General features: G+C 66.4%; 17 protein-coding genes. 9 read left to right on the top strand and 8 right to left on the bottom strand.

The genetic code is table 11. The annotated features are described in order from the left end of the window. Positions 1-21: 21 nt before the first annotated feature. Together Q4F19_RS05940 and ctrA are read right to left on the bottom strand one after the other, a co-directional pair. A complete protein-coding gene (locus Q4F19_RS05940; protein ID WP_303540683.1) occupies positions 22-2511 on the bottom strand; it encodes a PhoX family protein in 2490 nt (829 codons plus the stop codon). 123 nt (positions 2512-2634) lie between these two features. Beyond that, on the bottom strand, positions 2635-3330 hold the full coding sequence (gene ctrA, locus Q4F19_RS05945; protein ID WP_303540685.1) for a response regulator transcription factor CtrA: 696 nt from the start codon (positions 3328-3330) through the stop codon (positions 2635-2637). A 172-nt stretch (positions 3331-3502) separates the two neighbouring features. On the opposite strand from ctrA, the gene Q4F19_RS05950 reads away from it, so the two are divergent. From Q4F19_RS05950 to Q4F19_RS05965, 4 genes are read left to right on the top strand one after another with little or no spacing between them, the layout of a single operon-like run. Next, positions 3503-4168: an RluA family pseudouridine synthase gene (locus tag Q4F19_RS05950; RefSeq protein WP_303540686.1), complete on the top strand. Its 666-nt coding sequence runs from the start codon at positions 3503-3505 to the stop codon at positions 4166-4168. Beyond that, positions 4155-4565 carry an alternative ribosome rescue aminoacyl-tRNA hydrolase ArfB gene (gene arfB / locus Q4F19_RS05955; RefSeq protein WP_303540688.1) on the top strand — a complete coding sequence of 137 codons (411 nt, stop codon included), beginning with the start codon at positions 4155-4157 and terminating at the stop codon, positions 4563-4565. The genes Q4F19_RS05950 and arfB overlap by 14 nt, the downstream gene beginning before the upstream one ends. Before the next feature lie 10 nt (positions 4566-4575). Beyond that, on the top strand, positions 4576-5064 hold the full coding sequence (locus tag Q4F19_RS05960) for a GAF domain-containing protein (RefSeq protein ID WP_303541020.1): 489 nt from the start codon (positions 4576-4578) through the stop codon (positions 5062-5064). Between the two features lie 46 nt (positions 5065-5110). Next, entirely contained in the window at positions 5111-5353 is a 243-nt protein-coding gene (locus Q4F19_RS05965; RefSeq protein WP_303540690.1) for a hypothetical protein, read from the top strand. On the opposite strand, the gene Q4F19_RS05970 is transcribed toward Q4F19_RS05965, so the two are convergent. After that, on the bottom strand, positions 5350-6021 hold the full coding sequence (locus Q4F19_RS05970; RefSeq protein ID WP_303540692.1) for a glutathione S-transferase family protein: 672 nt from the start codon (positions 6019-6021) through the stop codon (positions 5350-5352). The genes Q4F19_RS05965 and Q4F19_RS05970 overlap by 4 nt on opposite strands. A gap of 169 nt (positions 6022-6190) precedes the next feature. Between Q4F19_RS05970 and Q4F19_RS05975 the strand changes: the two genes are divergently transcribed. Further along, positions 6191-6736, top strand: coding sequence for a fasciclin domain-containing protein (locus Q4F19_RS05975; RefSeq protein WP_431312367.1), 546 nt, complete (start codon positions 6191-6193; stop codon positions 6734-6736). A gap of 120 nt (positions 6737-6856) precedes the next feature. Here the strand turns inward: Q4F19_RS05975 and Q4F19_RS05980 are convergent, their stop codons facing one another. Next, positions 6857-8041 carry a phospholipase D-like domain-containing protein gene (locus Q4F19_RS05980; protein WP_303540693.1) on the bottom strand — a complete coding sequence of 395 codons (1185 nt, stop codon included), beginning with the start codon at positions 8039-8041 and terminating at the stop codon, positions 6857-6859. Positions 8042-8093: 52 nt separating this feature from the next. On the opposite strand from Q4F19_RS05980, the gene rpoZ reads away from it, so the two are divergent. Both rpoZ and Q4F19_RS05990 read left to right on the top strand, forming a co-directional pair. Next, positions 8094-8435 (top strand): DNA-directed RNA polymerase subunit omega, encoded by a 342-nt coding sequence (gene rpoZ, locus Q4F19_RS05985; RefSeq protein WP_303540695.1) that lies wholly within the window; start codon positions 8094-8096, stop codon positions 8433-8435. 96 nt (positions 8436-8531) lie between these two features. Further along, positions 8532-10655, top strand: a complete 2124-nt coding sequence (locus Q4F19_RS05990; protein WP_303540696.1) for a RelA/SpoT family protein — start codon at positions 8532-8534, stop codon at positions 10653-10655. 9 nt (positions 10656-10664) lie between these two features. Here Q4F19_RS05990 and nusB read toward each other — a convergent pair whose 3' ends face one another. The 3 genes from nusB to hisG are packed head-to-tail and all read right to left on the bottom strand — an operon-like array spanning position 10665 to position 13073. Beyond that, positions 10665-11135 carry a transcription antitermination factor NusB gene (gene nusB, locus Q4F19_RS05995; protein ID WP_303540697.1) on the bottom strand — a complete coding sequence of 157 codons (471 nt, stop codon included), beginning with the start codon at positions 11133-11135 and terminating at the stop codon, positions 10665-10667. Next, positions 11132-12418, bottom strand: coding sequence for a histidinol dehydrogenase (hisD, locus tag Q4F19_RS06000; protein WP_303540699.1), 1287 nt, complete (start codon positions 12416-12418; stop codon positions 11132-11134). The genes nusB and hisD overlap by 4 nt, the downstream gene beginning before the upstream one ends. Then, positions 12408-13073, bottom strand: a complete 666-nt coding sequence (hisG, locus tag Q4F19_RS06005) for an ATP phosphoribosyltransferase (protein ID WP_303540701.1) — start codon at positions 13071-13073, stop codon at positions 12408-12410. The genes hisD and hisG overlap by 11 nt, the downstream gene beginning before the upstream one ends. Positions 13074-13121: 48 nt before the next feature. On the opposite strand from hisG, the gene Q4F19_RS06010 reads away from it, so the two are divergent. Then, a complete protein-coding gene (locus Q4F19_RS06010) occupies positions 13122-14255 on the top strand; it encodes a DUF2332 domain-containing protein (RefSeq protein ID WP_303540703.1) in 1134 nt (377 codons plus the stop codon). Positions 14256-14307: 52 nt separating this feature from the next. Here Q4F19_RS06010 and Q4F19_RS06015 read toward each other — a convergent pair whose 3' ends face one another. After that, positions 14308-14634: a hypothetical protein gene (locus Q4F19_RS06015; RefSeq protein ID WP_303540705.1), complete on the bottom strand. Its 327-nt coding sequence runs from the start codon at positions 14632-14634 to the stop codon at positions 14308-14310. On the opposite strand from Q4F19_RS06015, the gene Q4F19_RS06020 reads away from it, so the two are divergent. Beyond that, on the top strand, positions 14633-14917 hold the full coding sequence (locus Q4F19_RS06020; RefSeq protein ID WP_303540706.1) for a hypothetical protein: 285 nt from the start codon (positions 14633-14635) through the stop codon (positions 14915-14917). The genes Q4F19_RS06015 and Q4F19_RS06020 overlap by 2 nt on opposite strands. Positions 14918-14934 lie beyond the last annotated feature (17 nt).

The raw sequence follows: 14934 nt of genomic DNA on the forward strand, positions 1-14934 counted from the left end.
GCCTCCCATAATCGTCCTAGGTCAGAGGCCGACCACCCCGCCGTCATTCTTGGTGATCACGATCGTCGCCGAACGCGGACGGACCCCCGTTGCGGCGGTGCCGCTCTGGTTGGCCGGCCAGTTGCTCGTGATGTTGCTCGGGCTGCCATTCTCGCCCGGATGCTGGATGTTGACGAACAGCGAGCGGCCGTCCGGCGTCGAATCGATGCCGGTGATCTCGCATTCCTTGCAGCCGACCAAGAAGCGGCGGAGCGCGGTGCCGGGCGCCCTGCCGACGCGCGTCGCCTGCGTGCCGGTCGTGGCGCCGATCGTGTTCGTGATCGTGCGCACGCCGCCATCATTGACCGTGCCGGGCTGCGCGGCGAGCAGCATGCAGTTGGTCACGTCGGTGTAGGCGCCGTCGTCGGTCTCGATCCACATGACCGGGCTGACGAGACCCGACGCGTTCGACGAGCGCCCGAACCACAGGCCGTCCGGCGACGAGAAATCATTGGTCGCGTCCAGACCCGACAGGTTGATGTTGGTCGGGTTGAGGTCGCTGCCGGCGCCGAACGCGTAGATATCCCATGCAAAGGCCGTCGCCTCGCTCGTGTCGCCGGTCTCGCGCAGGCGGATGATATGGCCGTTGGCGTTGCCGTTGGTGACCGTCCCATTGGTGCGCGGATCGGTATAAGCGCGCGGGTTGGGCGCATCGGTATTGGCGACGGTGCGCGAGCTGTTGTTGGTCAGCGTGCAATACATCTCACCCGAGACCGGGTTGATCGCCGTCCATTCCGGGCGATCCATCCTCGTTGCGCCGAGCACGTCGGCAGCGAGCCGCGCGTTGATCAGCACGTCCGCCTGGTCGGCAAAGGCATAGGTGGTGTTGCTCGCGGTAATGCCGCCCTGCCCGAAGATCAGCGGCAGCCAGGTGCCCGTCCCGTCGGCATTGAACCTCGCGACGTAGAGCGTGCCCGTGTTCAGATATTTGTCGCCGGTGGCGAGCCGGTCGGTCGGGCTCGCATCGGCCGCGACCCAGGGCGTCGCCGAGACGAACTTGTAGATATATTCGTTCTGCGCATCGTCGCCCATGTAGAAGGCCGGCCTGACGCCGACGATCGTGCGGCCCGCCCAGCAGCCCTCGTGGTTCATCCGGCCGAGCGCGGTGCGCTTGCGCGGCACCGACGTGTTCGTGAACGGATCGATCTCGAGGCACCAGCCGAACTGGTTGGCTTCGTTGCGGAAATCGCCCGAGCCGTCGGCGGCAGCGCCGGGCTGTACGGTGATGTTCCAGCGGCGGTAGATCGTGCTGGCCGCATCGGCGGGGGTGACCGTCGACCAGGCATAGTTGCCCGGGCGGTTTTCGGGGATGCCGTAGCGGGCGAGGCTGACATTGGCTTTTGCGGCAGCGCCGCCGCGTGCGGCCACGTCGCCCGTGTCCCGGCGGAAATAGCCGGCCCAATTCTCTTCGTTGGTCATGTAGGTGCCCCACGGCATGTAGCCGTTGGCGCAATTGTTGATCGTGCCCCGCCCGGCGACGCCGGTCGGCGAGAAGGCAGTGCGGAGCGCGGCATTGCCGGCCACCGGACCCACGAAGCTCGTCGGCGTAAGCGGCGTAACGCGGCGGTTGAGCGTTCCGGCCTGGACATAGGACCAGGCACCGCTGAGCGACGCGCGGACGATCTCGACGACGGAGACGCCGTGGCACTCCATCTCCTTCAGCGCTTCGCCCTCGGGACGCGCACCGCCGACGGTCGTCGCGCCGTTCACATGGAGATAGGCCTGGTTGATATTCTCGTGGTTGAGCACGAGCAGGCCGCGCAGGCTGTTCGCCGGATCGGGCGTGTTGCCGGTCGCGGCGAGGCCGAAATAGGACATGCCGTCATGATGATCGCCGGCGCGGTTCGCATAGCCCGTATCGGTGCCGTTGTTGGCGAAGGCTGCGGTCGCGGTGTTGATCGGATCGCCGAGCCGGTAGAGCACGGTGACGCTGTAACCATCAGGCACCTTGACGATATCGTCGAGGCTCTTGGGGACGGCGACGAAGCCGATCGCGGCAGGCGTGACGGTAACGGTCGTATCCGCCGTCAGCGCGCCGCTGCTTGCGGTCGCGGTGTAGCGGAAGGTCAGCACGGTCGACGCGGAGACGCTGGGCGCGATGAAACTCGCCGTCGTTGCGGTCTTCGTGTCGAAAGTGACGGACGGCCCGCTGACCTGCGTCCAGGCGTCGGCGCCAGCGGTGGCGTTCGTGGTGGAGCCAGTGAGCGTGACCGCCTTGCCCGCGCTCGTCGTGATCGCGGACCCGGCGTTGACGACGGTACCAGAGCCGAAGGCCGGCGGGTCGCTGTCGCCGCCGCAGGCGGAAACCATCCCGCCGAGCGTCGCTACCGTCAGCGCCGAAATGCCACCGAACAGCGTCTGCCGACGCGAGTAACGCTGGTCGATCAGCTCCTGGATCGTCGGATTGGCGCTGGTGTTGGTGTCGATCAGGCCATCGTCATAATGGCCCGCGCCGCCGAGAACGTCTGTCATCCTGAATCCCCCTTGAACGATTTGGCGGGGAATTAGCTGGCGGCAGCGACAGTCCCGTTGCGGGACTATTTCAATCCGATGACAGATGGGGGCGGGCGGGCACGGGCCCGCCCGGACATCGGTTTAGGCGACCTTGGCGACCTCTTCGGGTTCGCGCAGCACGTAGCCGCGGCCCCAGACGGTCTCGATGTAATTCTCGCCGCTGCAGGCCAGGCTCAGCTTCTTGCGGAGCTTGCAGATGAAGACGTCGATGATCTTGAGCTCGGGCTCGTCCATTCCGCCGTACAGGTGGTTCAGGAACATTTCCTTCGTGAGCGTGGTGCCCTTGCGGAGCGAAAGCAGCTCCAGCATCGCATATTCCTTGCCGGTCAAATGGACGCGGCTGCTGTCGACTTCGACCGTCTTGGCATCGAGGTTCACGGCCAGCTTGCCGGTGCGGATGACCGACTGGCTATGCCCCTTCGAACGGCGCACGATCGCATGGATACGCGCGACCAGCTCCTCGCGGTGGAAAGGCTTGGTCACGTAATCGTCGGCGCCGAAGCCGAGCGCGCGGACCTTGGCGTCGGTCTCTGAAGTACCGGATAGGATCAGCACAGGAGTCTGGACGCGGCTGACGCGCAGCTTCTTGAGAACATCGTAGCCGGTCATGTCCGGCAGGTTCAGGTCGAGGGCGATCAGGTCGTAATCATAGAGCTTGCCCAGATCGAGGCCTTCTTCGCCCAGATCGGTCGTATAGACATTGATGCCTTCTGCGCCGAGCATGAGCTCGATGCTGCGTGCCGTGGTGGGATCATCCTCGATCAACAGAACCCGCATGTGCCTAACCCTTCGTTACCACCCCTGACAGGCCCCTGCCCGTCGCTCGTTCATACATATGAACAAGAGAAGTTAATGGACCTTTAAATTCAATATCGCGACGTAAATGTTAGTAAACAAAGTTGGTACCGCTCAAGGAGGCGTTCGTGCCGCTCTTGTGCTAGGGAGCCGCATGAATCTGCCCATCCTGTTCGAAGACGCCGAAGCTCTCGTGATCGACAAGCCCGCTGGCCTCGCGGTCGATCGTCCCCGCGCGGGGGGCGATTCGCTCGACGCGCGACTTGGCAATCTGCGATTCGGTTTCCAGCGACCGCCCAATGCGGTCCACCGCCTCGATCGCGATACGTCGGGGTGCCTGCTTCTCGCGCGCAATCCCAAGGCGATGCGCCGCTTCGCCGCCACCTTCGAGGAACGGCTGGTCGCCAAATCCTATCTTGCGGTCGTCAAGGGCGAGGTTCCGCCCGAGGGTGAGATCGATCTCGCGCTGACCAAGACAAGCACGGCCGAAGAGGGCTGGCGCATCGTTCCAGATCCGAGTGGCAAGCCGGCGGTGACCCGCTGGCGGACGATTGCGGCGAACGGCGATCACAGCCTGTTGCTGCTCACGCCCGAGACGGGCCGTACCCACCAGCTCCGCGTCCATCTCGCCAGCGGCCTCGATCGCCCGATCGTCGGCGACCCCGTGTACGGGCGCGGCGCGGATCTCGGCATGATGCTTCACGCATGGCGGCTCGTCGTGCCGCGCGGTGAACGCGCACCGATCAAGGCCGAGGCGCCGATCCCGCAGCGCTTCGCCGCCTTCGGCTTCTTCGCGGATTCGCTCGATGGCATCGACTGAGCCACCTGCCTTGCCCGAGAGCGCACTGGAGGAAAAGTTCCTCGCCGCGACCGGGCCGGGCGGGCAGAATGTGAACAAGGTCGCGACCGCCTGCCAGCTCCGGCTCGATGTCTATGCGCTGCGACTGGCGCCCGACATATTCGATCGGCTGAAGTTGCTCGCCGGCAGCCGCTGGTCGCAGGGCTCGATCCTGGTGACGGCGCGGCGCTTCCGGACGCGCGAGGCGAATCGCGAGGATGCGCGACACCGGCTCGCCGAAATGGTCGCGCAGGCCCATATCCGCCCCGAACGGCGCGTGAAGACCAAGCCGAGCAAGGCCGCCAAGGCTCGCCGCGTAGAGACCAAAGCGCAGCGCGGCACGATCAAGCAGGGCCGCGCACGCCCCCAAATCGACTAGGATGACCTTGATGTATCAGTTCGAGATTGCCGGCTCCGACAAGGCGACGCTCTATCGCGAGCTTGCTCAGGCACTCGATGCGCTCACCGCCAACGAGCCGGACGCGATTGCCAACATGGCCAATGCCGCCGCTCTGCTGTGGGAATATCTGCCCGAACTCAACTGGGCGGGCTTCTATCGGAACGTGGGCAATGAACTCGTCCTCGGGCCGTTCCAGGGCAAGGCCGCCTGCATCCGCATCCCGTTCGGCAAGGGCGTGTGTGGCACCGCGGCGGCAAACCGCACGGCGCAGCGCATCGAGGATGTCCACGCTTTTCCTGGACATATCGCCTGCGATGCCGCGTCGGCGTCCGAACTGGTCGTCCCCATCGTCCAGGACGGTCGGCTGATCGGGGTGCTCGATCTCGACAGCCCCGCGCTTGCCCGCTTCGATGCCGAGGATCAGGCGGGGTGCGAGACGCTAATGAGGCTGCTCGGCCCGCGCATATCGGCTTCGTAACAGTCCGATACACACAGGCGCGAGGGACCGGATTATACGGTCCGTCATGAACAGCATCCTTCGCCCTCTGCTTCCGCTCCTGTTGCTGGTGCCGCTGATGGCGGCGGGCTCCGCGCGCGCCGCTGTCCCCGCCCCGTCGATAGCCGCGCTAGTGGCACAACCGCTGCGCCTGCCCCCGCCGGTCCGGTCTAGCGGCGAGATCGTCCGCGCGGAGCGCGCATCGGTCGCCCGCCTATTCACCGTCTCGGCGCTATCCTGCGTCCGCACCGGCAATCGGATGGTCTGCTAGAAATCCAGCTTGTCGTAATGATCGGGCGGGGAGATCACCTCCATCCGCTCGGCAAGGAGGGGCCGGAAGCTCGGCCGGCTCTTCATCCCCGAATACCAGTGGCGCGTCCGCTCGTGCCCGCGCCAATCGATCCCCCCGAGATAGTCCGCGACCGAGATGTGCGCCGCGGCGGCGAGATCGGCGAGACTGAACAGGGGGCCTGCCATCCAGCGGCGATGATCCAGAAGCCAATCGACATAATCGAGGTGGCTGTTTGCCCCGCGCATCGCATCGCGCAGCGCCTTCGCATCGGGGGACTGGCGGTGGACGAGCCTCTTCTCCATCCGCTCGAACATCAGCGGACGCACGACTTCGTCATGGAATTTGCCGTCGAACCAGGCGGCGAGGCGGCGGACCTCGGCGCGGTTGGCAGCCGTCCCCGGCAGCATCGACGCGCGCTCGATCGTCTCTTCCAGATATTCGCAGATCGCGCCCGAATCGATCAGCGGTGCGCCGGAGTTCTTGTCGACCAGCACCGGCGTCTGCCCGGCGGGATTCATGTCGATGAATTCGTCGCGCTGCTCCCACGGATTTTCGCGAATGAGCTCGCACCCCTCCCCCTTCTCGCCCAGAAGAAGACGGACCTTGCGCGAGAACGGACAAAGGGGAAACTGGTAGAGCTGCCACATGCTGATGCCACGTTATGGGAAGCTCGCGCCGGATTCCAGCGCAGCGAACGCGCGGCTCCGCTATTTTTGCAGGCGAAGCGCTCGCGGCCTTTTGCCGATGCAACTTTCCTAAGCGCGTTTCCGTAGCTTGCAGGCGCCGCGATGGCCGGCGCTCTCGAGAGGACGCACAATGAAAATCCTGCACACGACGATGCTGGCGCTCGCCGCCACCGCGCTCGCTCCCGCCGCTTTCGCCGCGAACCCGATGGTAGGCGGCGCCGCAATGTATCCGACGAAGACGATCGTCGATAACGCCGTCAATTCCAAGGATCACACGACGCTGGTCGCGGCCGTCACTGCGGCCGGGCTCGTCGATACGCTGAAGGGCCCCGGCCCCTTCACCGTATTCGCGCCGACCAACGCCGCCTTCGCCAAGCTTCCCGCCGGCACGGTCGATACGCTGGTGAAGCCCGAGAACAAGGCGACTTTGACCTCGATCCTCACCTATCATGTCGTCTCCGGCGCGATGACGTCCAAGGATATCATGGCGGCGATCAAGGCCGGCGGCGGCAAGGCCACGCTGACCACCGTCCAGGGCGAGCCGCTGACCGCGAGCATGATGGGCAAGACGCTGATGCTCACCGACGCCAAGGGCGGGATGAGCCACGTCACGATCAAGGACGTCATGCAGTCCAACGGCGTGATCCACGTCGTCGACACGGTGCTGATGCCGTAATTGCTGCCCCCTCCTTGAGGGGAGGAGTTGGGGGTGGGTCGCTATCTATCGGGCGGTGCGATCCGCCCAGAGCCATCCACCCCTCGATCCCCTCCCTGCGTGCAGGGAGGGGAAGCTGTTTCAGAATTCCTGGGCCTCGCCGCCGAAATTGAGCCGGCGCGTCACGCTCGCGTCGAGCACGGCCATCACGAAATAGGCGAAGCTCCAGCGCAGGCGATCGACGATTCCCGCCTTGGCCAGCAGCGCCGGCGTGATCTGCCGCGAATCGGCCATCTCGCCTTCGAAATAGCGCCGCATGTGCGCGGCGACGGCAGGATCGTCGATCCGCAGCATCAGTTCCAGATTGAGGAACAGGCTGCGCATGTCGAAATTGGCCGATCCGATATGGACGACCTCGTCGATCACGTAGAGCTTTGTGTGCAGGCGCTGTGGCTGATATTCGAACACTCCGACGCCGCGCTTCAGCATCCGCTTGAACAGATGCCGCGCTGCCGCGACCGCAACCGCATGATCCGATTTGGACGGCGTGATGACGCGCGCCACCCCGCCGCGCTGCGCGACGCGCTCCATGCGCCGCATCATGAGCGGGTGCGGCGCGAAATAGGCAGAGATGATGTCGAGCTTCTGCGCATGCTGGATCTCGTGCTTCACCGTCCGTGCCCAGGGCGAAAGCTTGCGCGTCGGCCCGCCCAGCAGCCAGCGGACCGGGCCGCCCTTCGGCTCGCTCCATGTCGCGAGTGCCTTGCGCAGATCGCGCAGCCGCGCTTTGGGCTGGTGCGTCCACTGCGCGAGCGCGTCGAAATAGCCGACGAGGCGCGTCGCCGCCGGCCCCTCCACCAGCAGCCCCAGATCGCGCCAGCCGGTCTCGTCCTCGAAATAATCGTCCTGGATGTTGAAGCCGCCGATGATCACGCGCTCTTCGTCGGCCAGCGCGAGCTTCTGGTGATTGCGCAGCAGATAGCGCCGCCCGTAGCGAGGCAGGAAACGGCAGACGTCGGCGCCACCTTGCGAAAGCGCATCGAAGAAATCGGCGGGGACCGAACTGCCGAAACCGTCGACGATCACGCGCACGTCGACCCCGCGGTCCAGCGCCTGCTTCATCGCATCGCGCACCTGCCGGCCGGACGCATCGTCGCAATAGATATAATAGAGAATGCGCAGCGACCGCGCCGCCCCGTCGATCAGCGCCAGCAGCGCGGCCAATCGCGTGCTGCCGGCGATGAGCGGCGTCAGGCGATCGCCGTCGACCTCGAAGCTCGGCGCGCCGCCCTCGCCCGCGAGATTGACTTCCGGGGCGTCATTCATTATCTGGCCGGTCCTTCCGAAAGTCCGAAAATTCTCATAGCGGAGCGTTGGCATGGCGCGCGTAACGGTCGAAGATTGCGTCGACAAGATTCCCAATCGTTTTGACCTGGTGTTGCTGGCGGCTCAACGCGCCCGGCAGATTTCCGGCGGCGCCGAACTCACGATCGATCGCGATCGCGACAAGAACCCCGTCGTCGCGCTGCGCGAGATCGCCGAGGAGACGGTGGTTCCCGACGAGCTTCAGGAGCTGGTCGTCTCCAATCTGCAGCGTGTGCAGGTCGATGACGAAGACGCGCCCGACGCCGTCGGCTCGCTCGCCGCTTCGGCCGAGGCGCTGCGCCTCACCGCCGCCGCGCCGCCGCGCAACCAGAGCCTCGGCGCCGATTACGAATAAGCGAATGTGGCCGGCGCGCGACGCCGCCGGCCTTTTCGCGCTCTAAATATCGCTGCGCGCTTGCCTTGAGGCGCGCGCACCCCCCATCTTGGGAGGGTGCTACGCCAATATGAGCTTATCGACCGGGTCCTGAGCTACGATCCGACGGCCAACGAGGCCTTGCTGAACCGCGCCTACGTCTTTTCGATGGCGGCGCATGGCAGCCAGAAGCGCGCGTCGGGTGACCCTTATTTCAGCCACCCGATCGAGGTGGCCGGCATCCTCACCGATCTCCACCTCGACGACGAGACGATCGCGACCGCGATCCTCCACGACACGATCGAGGATACGGTCGCCACGCAGGAGGAAATCGAGGCGAAGTTCGGCCCCGCGGTCGCGCGCCTCGTCGACGGCGTCACCAAGCTCTCCAAGATCGAGGCGCAGAGCGAGAATGAGCGCGCTGCGGAAAATCTCCGCAAGTTCCTGCTCGCCATGTCGGACGATATCCGCGTCCTGCTCGTGAAGCTTGCCGATCGTCTGCACAATATGCGGACGCTCCATCACATTCCGAAGCCCGAGAAGCGCCGCCGCATCGCCCGCGAGACGATGGATATCTATGCGCCGCTGGCCGAGCGGATCGGCATGTACGGCTTCATGAGCGAGATGCAGACGCTCGCTTTCCGGGAGCTGGAACCGGAAGCCTATGCCTCCATCACGAAGCGAATGGAGCAGCTGCGCGAAGGCAGCGGCGATCGCGTCGCGCGGATCACGTCGGGACTCAAGCTGCTGCTCGGCCAGAAGGGCATTGCGGCCGAGGTCCAGGGCCGCGAGAAGCAGCCCTTCTCGATCTGGCGCAAGCTCGCCGAACGCCATGTCAGCTTCGAACAGCTGACCGACATCATGGCCTTCCGGTTGATCGTCGACGATCCCGAGCAATGCTATCGCGCACTCGGCATGATCCACCAGCGCTGGCCGACCATTCCCGGCCGCTTCAAGGATTATATCTCGACGCCGAAGCGCAACGGCTATCGCTCGCTCCACACCGCGGTCATCCATTCCGAACGCGTCCGCATCGAGATCCAGATCCGCACGCAGGAGATGCACGAGCAGGCCGAACATGGCGTCGCCGCGCACTGGGCCTACAAGCAGGGCACGCCGATGCGCGGCGACAGCTATGGCAGCTGGATCCGCGATCTCGTCGATCTCGTCGATACCGCCGCGTCTCCCGAAGAGCTGCTCGAGAACGCGCGGATGGCGATGTACCAAGATCGCATCTTCGCGTTCACGCCCGCGGGCGAGCTGATCCAGCTGCCGAAGAATGCGACGCCCGTCGATTTCGCTTATGCCGTCCACACCGATCTCGGCGACCAGACCGTCGGCGCCAAGGTCAATGGCCGCGTCGTGCCGCTGCGCACCGTCATCCACAATGGCGATCAGGTGCAGATCCTCAAATCGAAGGCGCAGGAGCCACAGGCGGCGTGGGAGAGCTTCGCGGTGACCGCCAAGGCGCGCGCCGCGATCCGCCGCTATGTCCGCCAGAAGGACGAAGCGGAGTCGGTAGCGCTCGGCCGTCGGCTCTACGAACAGATTATCGCCCGCCTGCCTGCACAACTCGCGCCTGACGCGCTGTCGCTGGCGCTCAAGCGCCTGCGCCTTCCCGATGCGGACCGGCTGATGGGCGCGATCGCGCGGCGCAAGCTGACCGACCAGCAGGTCATGGAAGCGCTGATGCCGGGCTCCGCCGGCGAAGGCCAGCTTCCGGCCAAGCCCGCCAGCGCGCCGCGCTCAATCTCGATGAAGGGACTGACCCCCGGCGTCGCCTTCACGCTCGCGCCCTGCTGCACGCCCGTGCCGGGCGATCGCATCGTCGGCGTCCGCCTGCCCCACGCGCCGGTCGAGGTCCACGCGATCGAATGTCCGGTACTGGCAAGCGCGCAGGAAGAGGATTGGGTCGATCTTGCCTGGGGCGACGGCAGCGAGGGCGGCACCGCGCGGCTCCAGGTCGTCGTCCGCAACGAGCCCGGATCGCTGGCGGTCATGGCCGGCATCTTCGGCGCGCAGGGCGCCAATATCGTCAATCTCAACCTCGCCCAGCGCGACGCCAGCTTCCACACCTATCAGGCGCTGATCGAGGTCCACGATCTCCAGCATTTGACCCGCATCCTCGCATCGCTGCGCGCGACGGATGCGATCGTGCGTGCCGAGCGGATGGAGCGGGCGGTGGCGGTCGCCGCGGAATAGGCTTTCGCCTCACGCGGACGGCGGCGTGCTGCTCCGGACTTTCTGGCCGATCTTGTCGAGGATGCCGTTGACGAAGCCCGTCTCGCGCTTGTCGTAGAAGGCGTCGGCGACATCGACATATTCGGTGATGACGGCCTTGGTCGGCACGTCGATCCGCGCCATCAGCTCGTACGTGCCGGCGCGCAGGATCTGGCGCAGCGGCTTGTCGAGCCGGGCGAGGTTCCAGCCCGTCGCCAGATGCGCCTCGATCGTCGCGTCGATCTCATCGCTGCGGGCGGTCACGCCGCGGACAAGATCGTCGAAGAAGGCGACCTCGGCCTGCGTATAGCGCTCGTCGTCGATCTCGGCGCCGAGGCGGTGCTGGTGGAATTCGTCGAGCAGGCGCGCGAGCGGCGTGCTCTCCATATCCTGCTGGTAGAGCGCCTGCACCGCGGCGAGACGCGCCGCCGAACGCGAGCGCGAGCGCGCAGCCCCGCTCACAGCCGCACCGCCACCGAGGCGGCATGGGCAGGCAACCCTTCCGCATGCGCCAGCGCGACCGCGGCCGGGCCGATGGCGCGCAGGCTCGCCGGCGTGCACGCGATGAAGGAGGTCCGCTTCATGAAATCCAGTACCGACAAACCAGAGGAAAAACGCGCGCGCCGCCCGGTGGGCAGCACATGATTGGGGCCGGCCACATAATCGCCGACCGCCTCCGGCGTGTGGCGGCCGAGGAAGGCCGAGCCGGCGTGGCGCACCCGATCGAACAGGGCGTCCGGATCGGCGACGGCGAGTTCGAGATGCTCGGGCGCCAGCCGATCGACCAGGGGTAGAGCGGCGTCCAGCGTGGGCACGAGGATGATCGCGCCGTTCGCCTCCCATGCGGTGCGCGCGGTGACACCCGTCGCGAGACGAGCGAGCTGTGCCTCGATCTCCGCCGCCACCGCATCGGCGAAGGCGGCATCGTCGGTGAACAGGATCGACTGGCTCGTCGGATCATGCTCGGCCTGGCTGAGCAGATCGGCGGCGATCCAGACGGGATCGTTCGCGCCATCGGCGACGACGACGATCTCGGAAGGTCCTGCGACCATGTCGATCCCGACCACGCCGAACAGCTGGCGCTTGGCCTCCGCCACCCAGGCGTTGCCGGGGCCGACGATGACGTCGACGGCCTTCACTTTGTCCGTCCCGTAGGCGAGCGCGGCGATCGCCTGCGCGCCGCCGATGCGGATCACCTCGTCGACGCCGGCGATCTCGGCGGCCGCCAGAACCAGCGGGTTGATCTCGCCGCTGGGGGTGGGCGTTACCATCGTCAGCCGGCCGACGCCCGCCGCCTTGGCGGGGATCGCGTTCATCAGCACCGACGAGGGATAGGCGGCGCGCCCGCCGGGGACGTAGAGCCCGGCCGCGTCGACCGGCCGCCAGCGCGCGCCGAGGCGGACGCCCGCCGCATCGATCTCGTCGCGATCGGCGGGGCGTTGCGAGGCGTGATAGAGCGTGATCCGCTCGGCGGCGAGTTCGAGCGCGGCGCGCAAGTCGTTGTCGAGCCCGTCGAGCGCGGCACGGCGGGTCGCGCGGTCGATCTCCCAGCCGCCGGCGTCCAGATCGTGGCGGTCGAAGCGCTGCGTATAATCGCGCACTGCCAAATCGCCCTCGCTGCGGACGCGCGCGACGATCGCGGCGACGTCGCGCGAGACATCCTCGTCCGCCTCGCGCCGGGCATTGACCAGCAGATCGAAGGCGCCCGCGAAATCCGGCGCTGCCGAGTCGAGCCTAAGCGGCACTCTTGCGCTCCACGGCGGCGCGGAACGCCTCGATCAAAGGGAGCACCTGCGCCGCGCGCGTCTTGAAGGCGGCGCGGTTGACGATCAGTCGCGCCGAGACATCGGCGATGCGCTCGACCTCGACCAAACCGTTCTCGGCGAGCGTCCGGCCCGATGAGACGAGATCGACGATCCGGTTCGACAGGCCGAGCACGGGCGCGATCTCCATCGCGCCATTCAATTTGACGCATTCCGCCTGGACGCCGCGCGCCTCGAAGTGGCGGCGCGTGACGTTGGGATATTTGGTCGCGACGCGGACGTGGCTCCAACTGCGCGGATCGTCCTTCGCGGCCATGTCGGCGGGCTCGGCCACGGACAGCCGGCAGTGGCCGATGTCGAGATCGACCGGCGCATAGAGCTCCGAATAATCGAACTCCATCAGCACATCCGAGCCGACGACGCCGATCTGCGCGGCGCCGTGCGCGACGAAGGTGGCGACATCGAAGGCGCGCACCCGGATCAGGCCGATATCGGCGCGATCGGTGGCGAAGCGGAGCGCGCGGCTGGCCTCGTCGCTGAACGCCGGCTCCGGGTGGATGCCGGCGCGCGCGAATAGCGGCATGACCTCGGCGAGGATGCGCCCCTTGGGGACGGCGATGATCAGGGGCTGGCTCATGGGAGGGCGCGCTTTACTTGGCCCGCCGGTGCGGAGCAATGCTGGCGAATGGCGGACGAAGCGACGAACCGCGACTCGCTGCGCTGGCAGGCGGAATTCTGCGCCAAAAGCGGGATGACGATCATCACCCGCATCTGCGCGGGGCTCGCCGAGGCGCTCGACCACAATAGCCGGACGGGCGCCCGCGCGCTCGAGTGGCCGGGCGATCCGATCGCCGCTGCGCTGCCGCTGCGATTGGTCGGCGGACTCCATGCGCTTTATCGGGCGCGCCGCGTGCTGGCGCCGGTGTTCGAGGGCGGCGAGACCGATCCGGTCGCGATCGCCGCCGCGATCGGCGCGACGCTCGTCGCGCATGACGACGAACTCTATCCGTGGCTCGACGGGCCGCCGCAGACCAACGAGGCGGCGCGGTCTGCGGTGCTGATGGCCGGGCTGCTCGCGCTGGCGGAGCGGTTTCGCGACGGGCTGGGGACGCCTGTGCGGTTCGAACTGCTGGAGATCGGATCGAGCGCCGGGCTCAATCTGATGATCGACCGCTACGGCTTCGATCTCGGCGGCGTGCGCGTCGGGCCGGAGGATGCGCTGATCCGGATCACGCCCGAGTGGCGGGGCCCGCCGCCGCCCGATGTACCGATTGAGATCGCGAGCACACGCGGCGTGGACATCGCGCCGATCGATGTCGCGGACGAGGCGGCGGCGGAGCGGCTGATGGCCTATGTCTGGATCGACCAGCAGGACCGGCTGGAGCGGACGACGCAGGCCATCGCGATGGCCCGCGCCGGCCCGCCGCGTCTGGAGCAGGGCGACGCCGCCGGCTGGCTGGAGGCGCGGCTGGCCGAACCGCAGGCGGAGAACACCGCGCGGGTCCTGATGCACAGCATCGTCTGGCAATATCTGCCGGCCGAAGGGCAGAGGCGGATCGAGGCGGCGATGGCGGCGGCGGGCGCGAAGGCGACGCCCGAACGGCCGCTCGGCTGGGTGCGCTACGAAGCCGATCGGGCGCTGAAGACGCATCGGCTGACGATCCGGTCCTGGCCGGGCGAAGGCGCGGCGGAAGATCTGGCCGGCGCGCATCCGCATGCTGCGTGGGTGAGCTGGGAGGGGCTGGCGCCGGATAGCGGCCTCGTCGCCCGGTGCGGACATTCAAACGCGCATACGGCCCTGCGACGGCAGGGTCGGTAAAGGTTCCCGGCGGATCGAATGGCGGCGGCGAGCCCGATCCGAAATCCCGGTTTTACCGTATCTTGCACGAGCGAAGTTGAGGAAGTTGAGGATTGCGTGCGCTTTTCGCTAAACCGGCGGCGCGGCTTATGCTGATGCTGAGAAAGAGCCAGCGGACGGAATATTGCGCGCCGCCCCTGTAGGACAGCGATTTTTGCTCCGCAGGCGACCGGCCGCGCTTCCACCACTTCCTGCCGTTCGCGCCGGCGAACGCGAGCACCCAAAGCGGTCTGTCGGCTTTCGCCCAGATGTTGCCGTTGGTTGATCGACGACGCTTGCCCGTTAGCCGCCCCACGTTCATCTTCGTTCCGCGAAAGCTTGCATTGGAGCCGCTAAACATGCCCGAGATTATCGCGTCTCGTCAGATGTTTGTCAGAGACGAGGAGCGGTTCGCTCCGATGTTGATCAGCGTATCGAAGCCCGAAGAGGCAGAAAATGGCCTTTTCTCTTGCCATGTCTCTTTTACAGGCACGCCAAAATACAATGCGAATATCAAAGGGGGGGACGCTATAAACGCCCTTGAATGCGCGTTGTTATACATCGACGGCATCTGCGCTAACAGCGAAGATCCCGAATTTCATTCGGAGGAAACCGGCGGGCGGCACAAGGGGCGTCCTCTATAGCGTTCATAGGGCCAAAA

The sequence above is a fragment of the Sphingomonas natans genome (genome assembly GCF_030546695.1).
Lineage (GTDB): Bacteria > Pseudomonadota > Alphaproteobacteria > Sphingomonadales > Sphingomonadaceae > Sphingomonas_I > Sphingomonas_I natans.

Bases quoted from the DNA above. Each gene is read 5' to 3' on its own strand.
- Q4F19_RS05940 (WP_303540683.1), bottom strand. From the start codon at position 2,511: ATGACAGACGTTCTCGGCGGCGCGGGCCATTATGACGATGGCCTGATC.
- ctrA (WP_303540685.1), bottom strand. From the start codon at position 3,330: ATGCGGGTTCTGTTGATCGAGGATGATCCCACCACGGCACGCAGCATC.
- Q4F19_RS05950 (WP_303540686.1), top strand. From the start codon at position 3,503: ATGAATCTGCCCATCCTGTTCGAAGACGCCGAAGCTCTCGTGATCGAC.
- arfB (WP_303540688.1), top strand. From the start codon at position 4,155: ATGGCATCGACTGAGCCACCTGCCTTGCCCGAGAGCGCACTGGAGGAA.
- Q4F19_RS05960 (WP_303541020.1), top strand. From the start codon at position 4,576: ATGTATCAGTTCGAGATTGCCGGCTCCGACAAGGCGACGCTCTATCGC.
- Q4F19_RS05965 (WP_303540690.1), top strand. From the start codon at position 5,111: ATGAACAGCATCCTTCGCCCTCTGCTTCCGCTCCTGTTGCTGGTGCCG.
- Q4F19_RS05970 (WP_303540692.1), bottom strand. From the start codon at position 6,021: ATGTGGCAGCTCTACCAGTTTCCCCTTTGTCCGTTCTCGCGCAAGGTC.
- Q4F19_RS05975 (WP_431312367.1), top strand. From the start codon at position 6,191: ATGAAAATCCTGCACACGACGATGCTGGCGCTCGCCGCCACCGCGCTC.
- Q4F19_RS05980 (WP_303540693.1), bottom strand. From the start codon at position 8,041: ATGAATGACGCCCCGGAAGTCAATCTCGCGGGCGAGGGCGGCGCGCCG.
- rpoZ (WP_303540695.1), top strand. From the start codon at position 8,094: ATGGCGCGCGTAACGGTCGAAGATTGCGTCGACAAGATTCCCAATCGT.
- hisG (WP_303540701.1), bottom strand. From the start codon at position 13,073: ATGAGCCAGCCCCTGATCATCGCCGTCCCCAAGGGGCGCATCCTCGCC.
- Q4F19_RS06010 (WP_303540703.1), top strand. From the start codon at position 13,122: ATGGCGGACGAAGCGACGAACCGCGACTCGCTGCGCTGGCAGGCGGAA.
- Q4F19_RS06020 (WP_303540706.1), top strand. From the start codon at position 14,633: ATGCCCGAGATTATCGCGTCTCGTCAGATGTTTGTCAGAGACGAGGAG.
- Q4F19_RS06015 (WP_303540705.1), bottom strand. From the start codon at position 14,634: ATGTTTAGCGGCTCCAATGCAAGCTTTCGCGGAACGAAGATGAACGTG.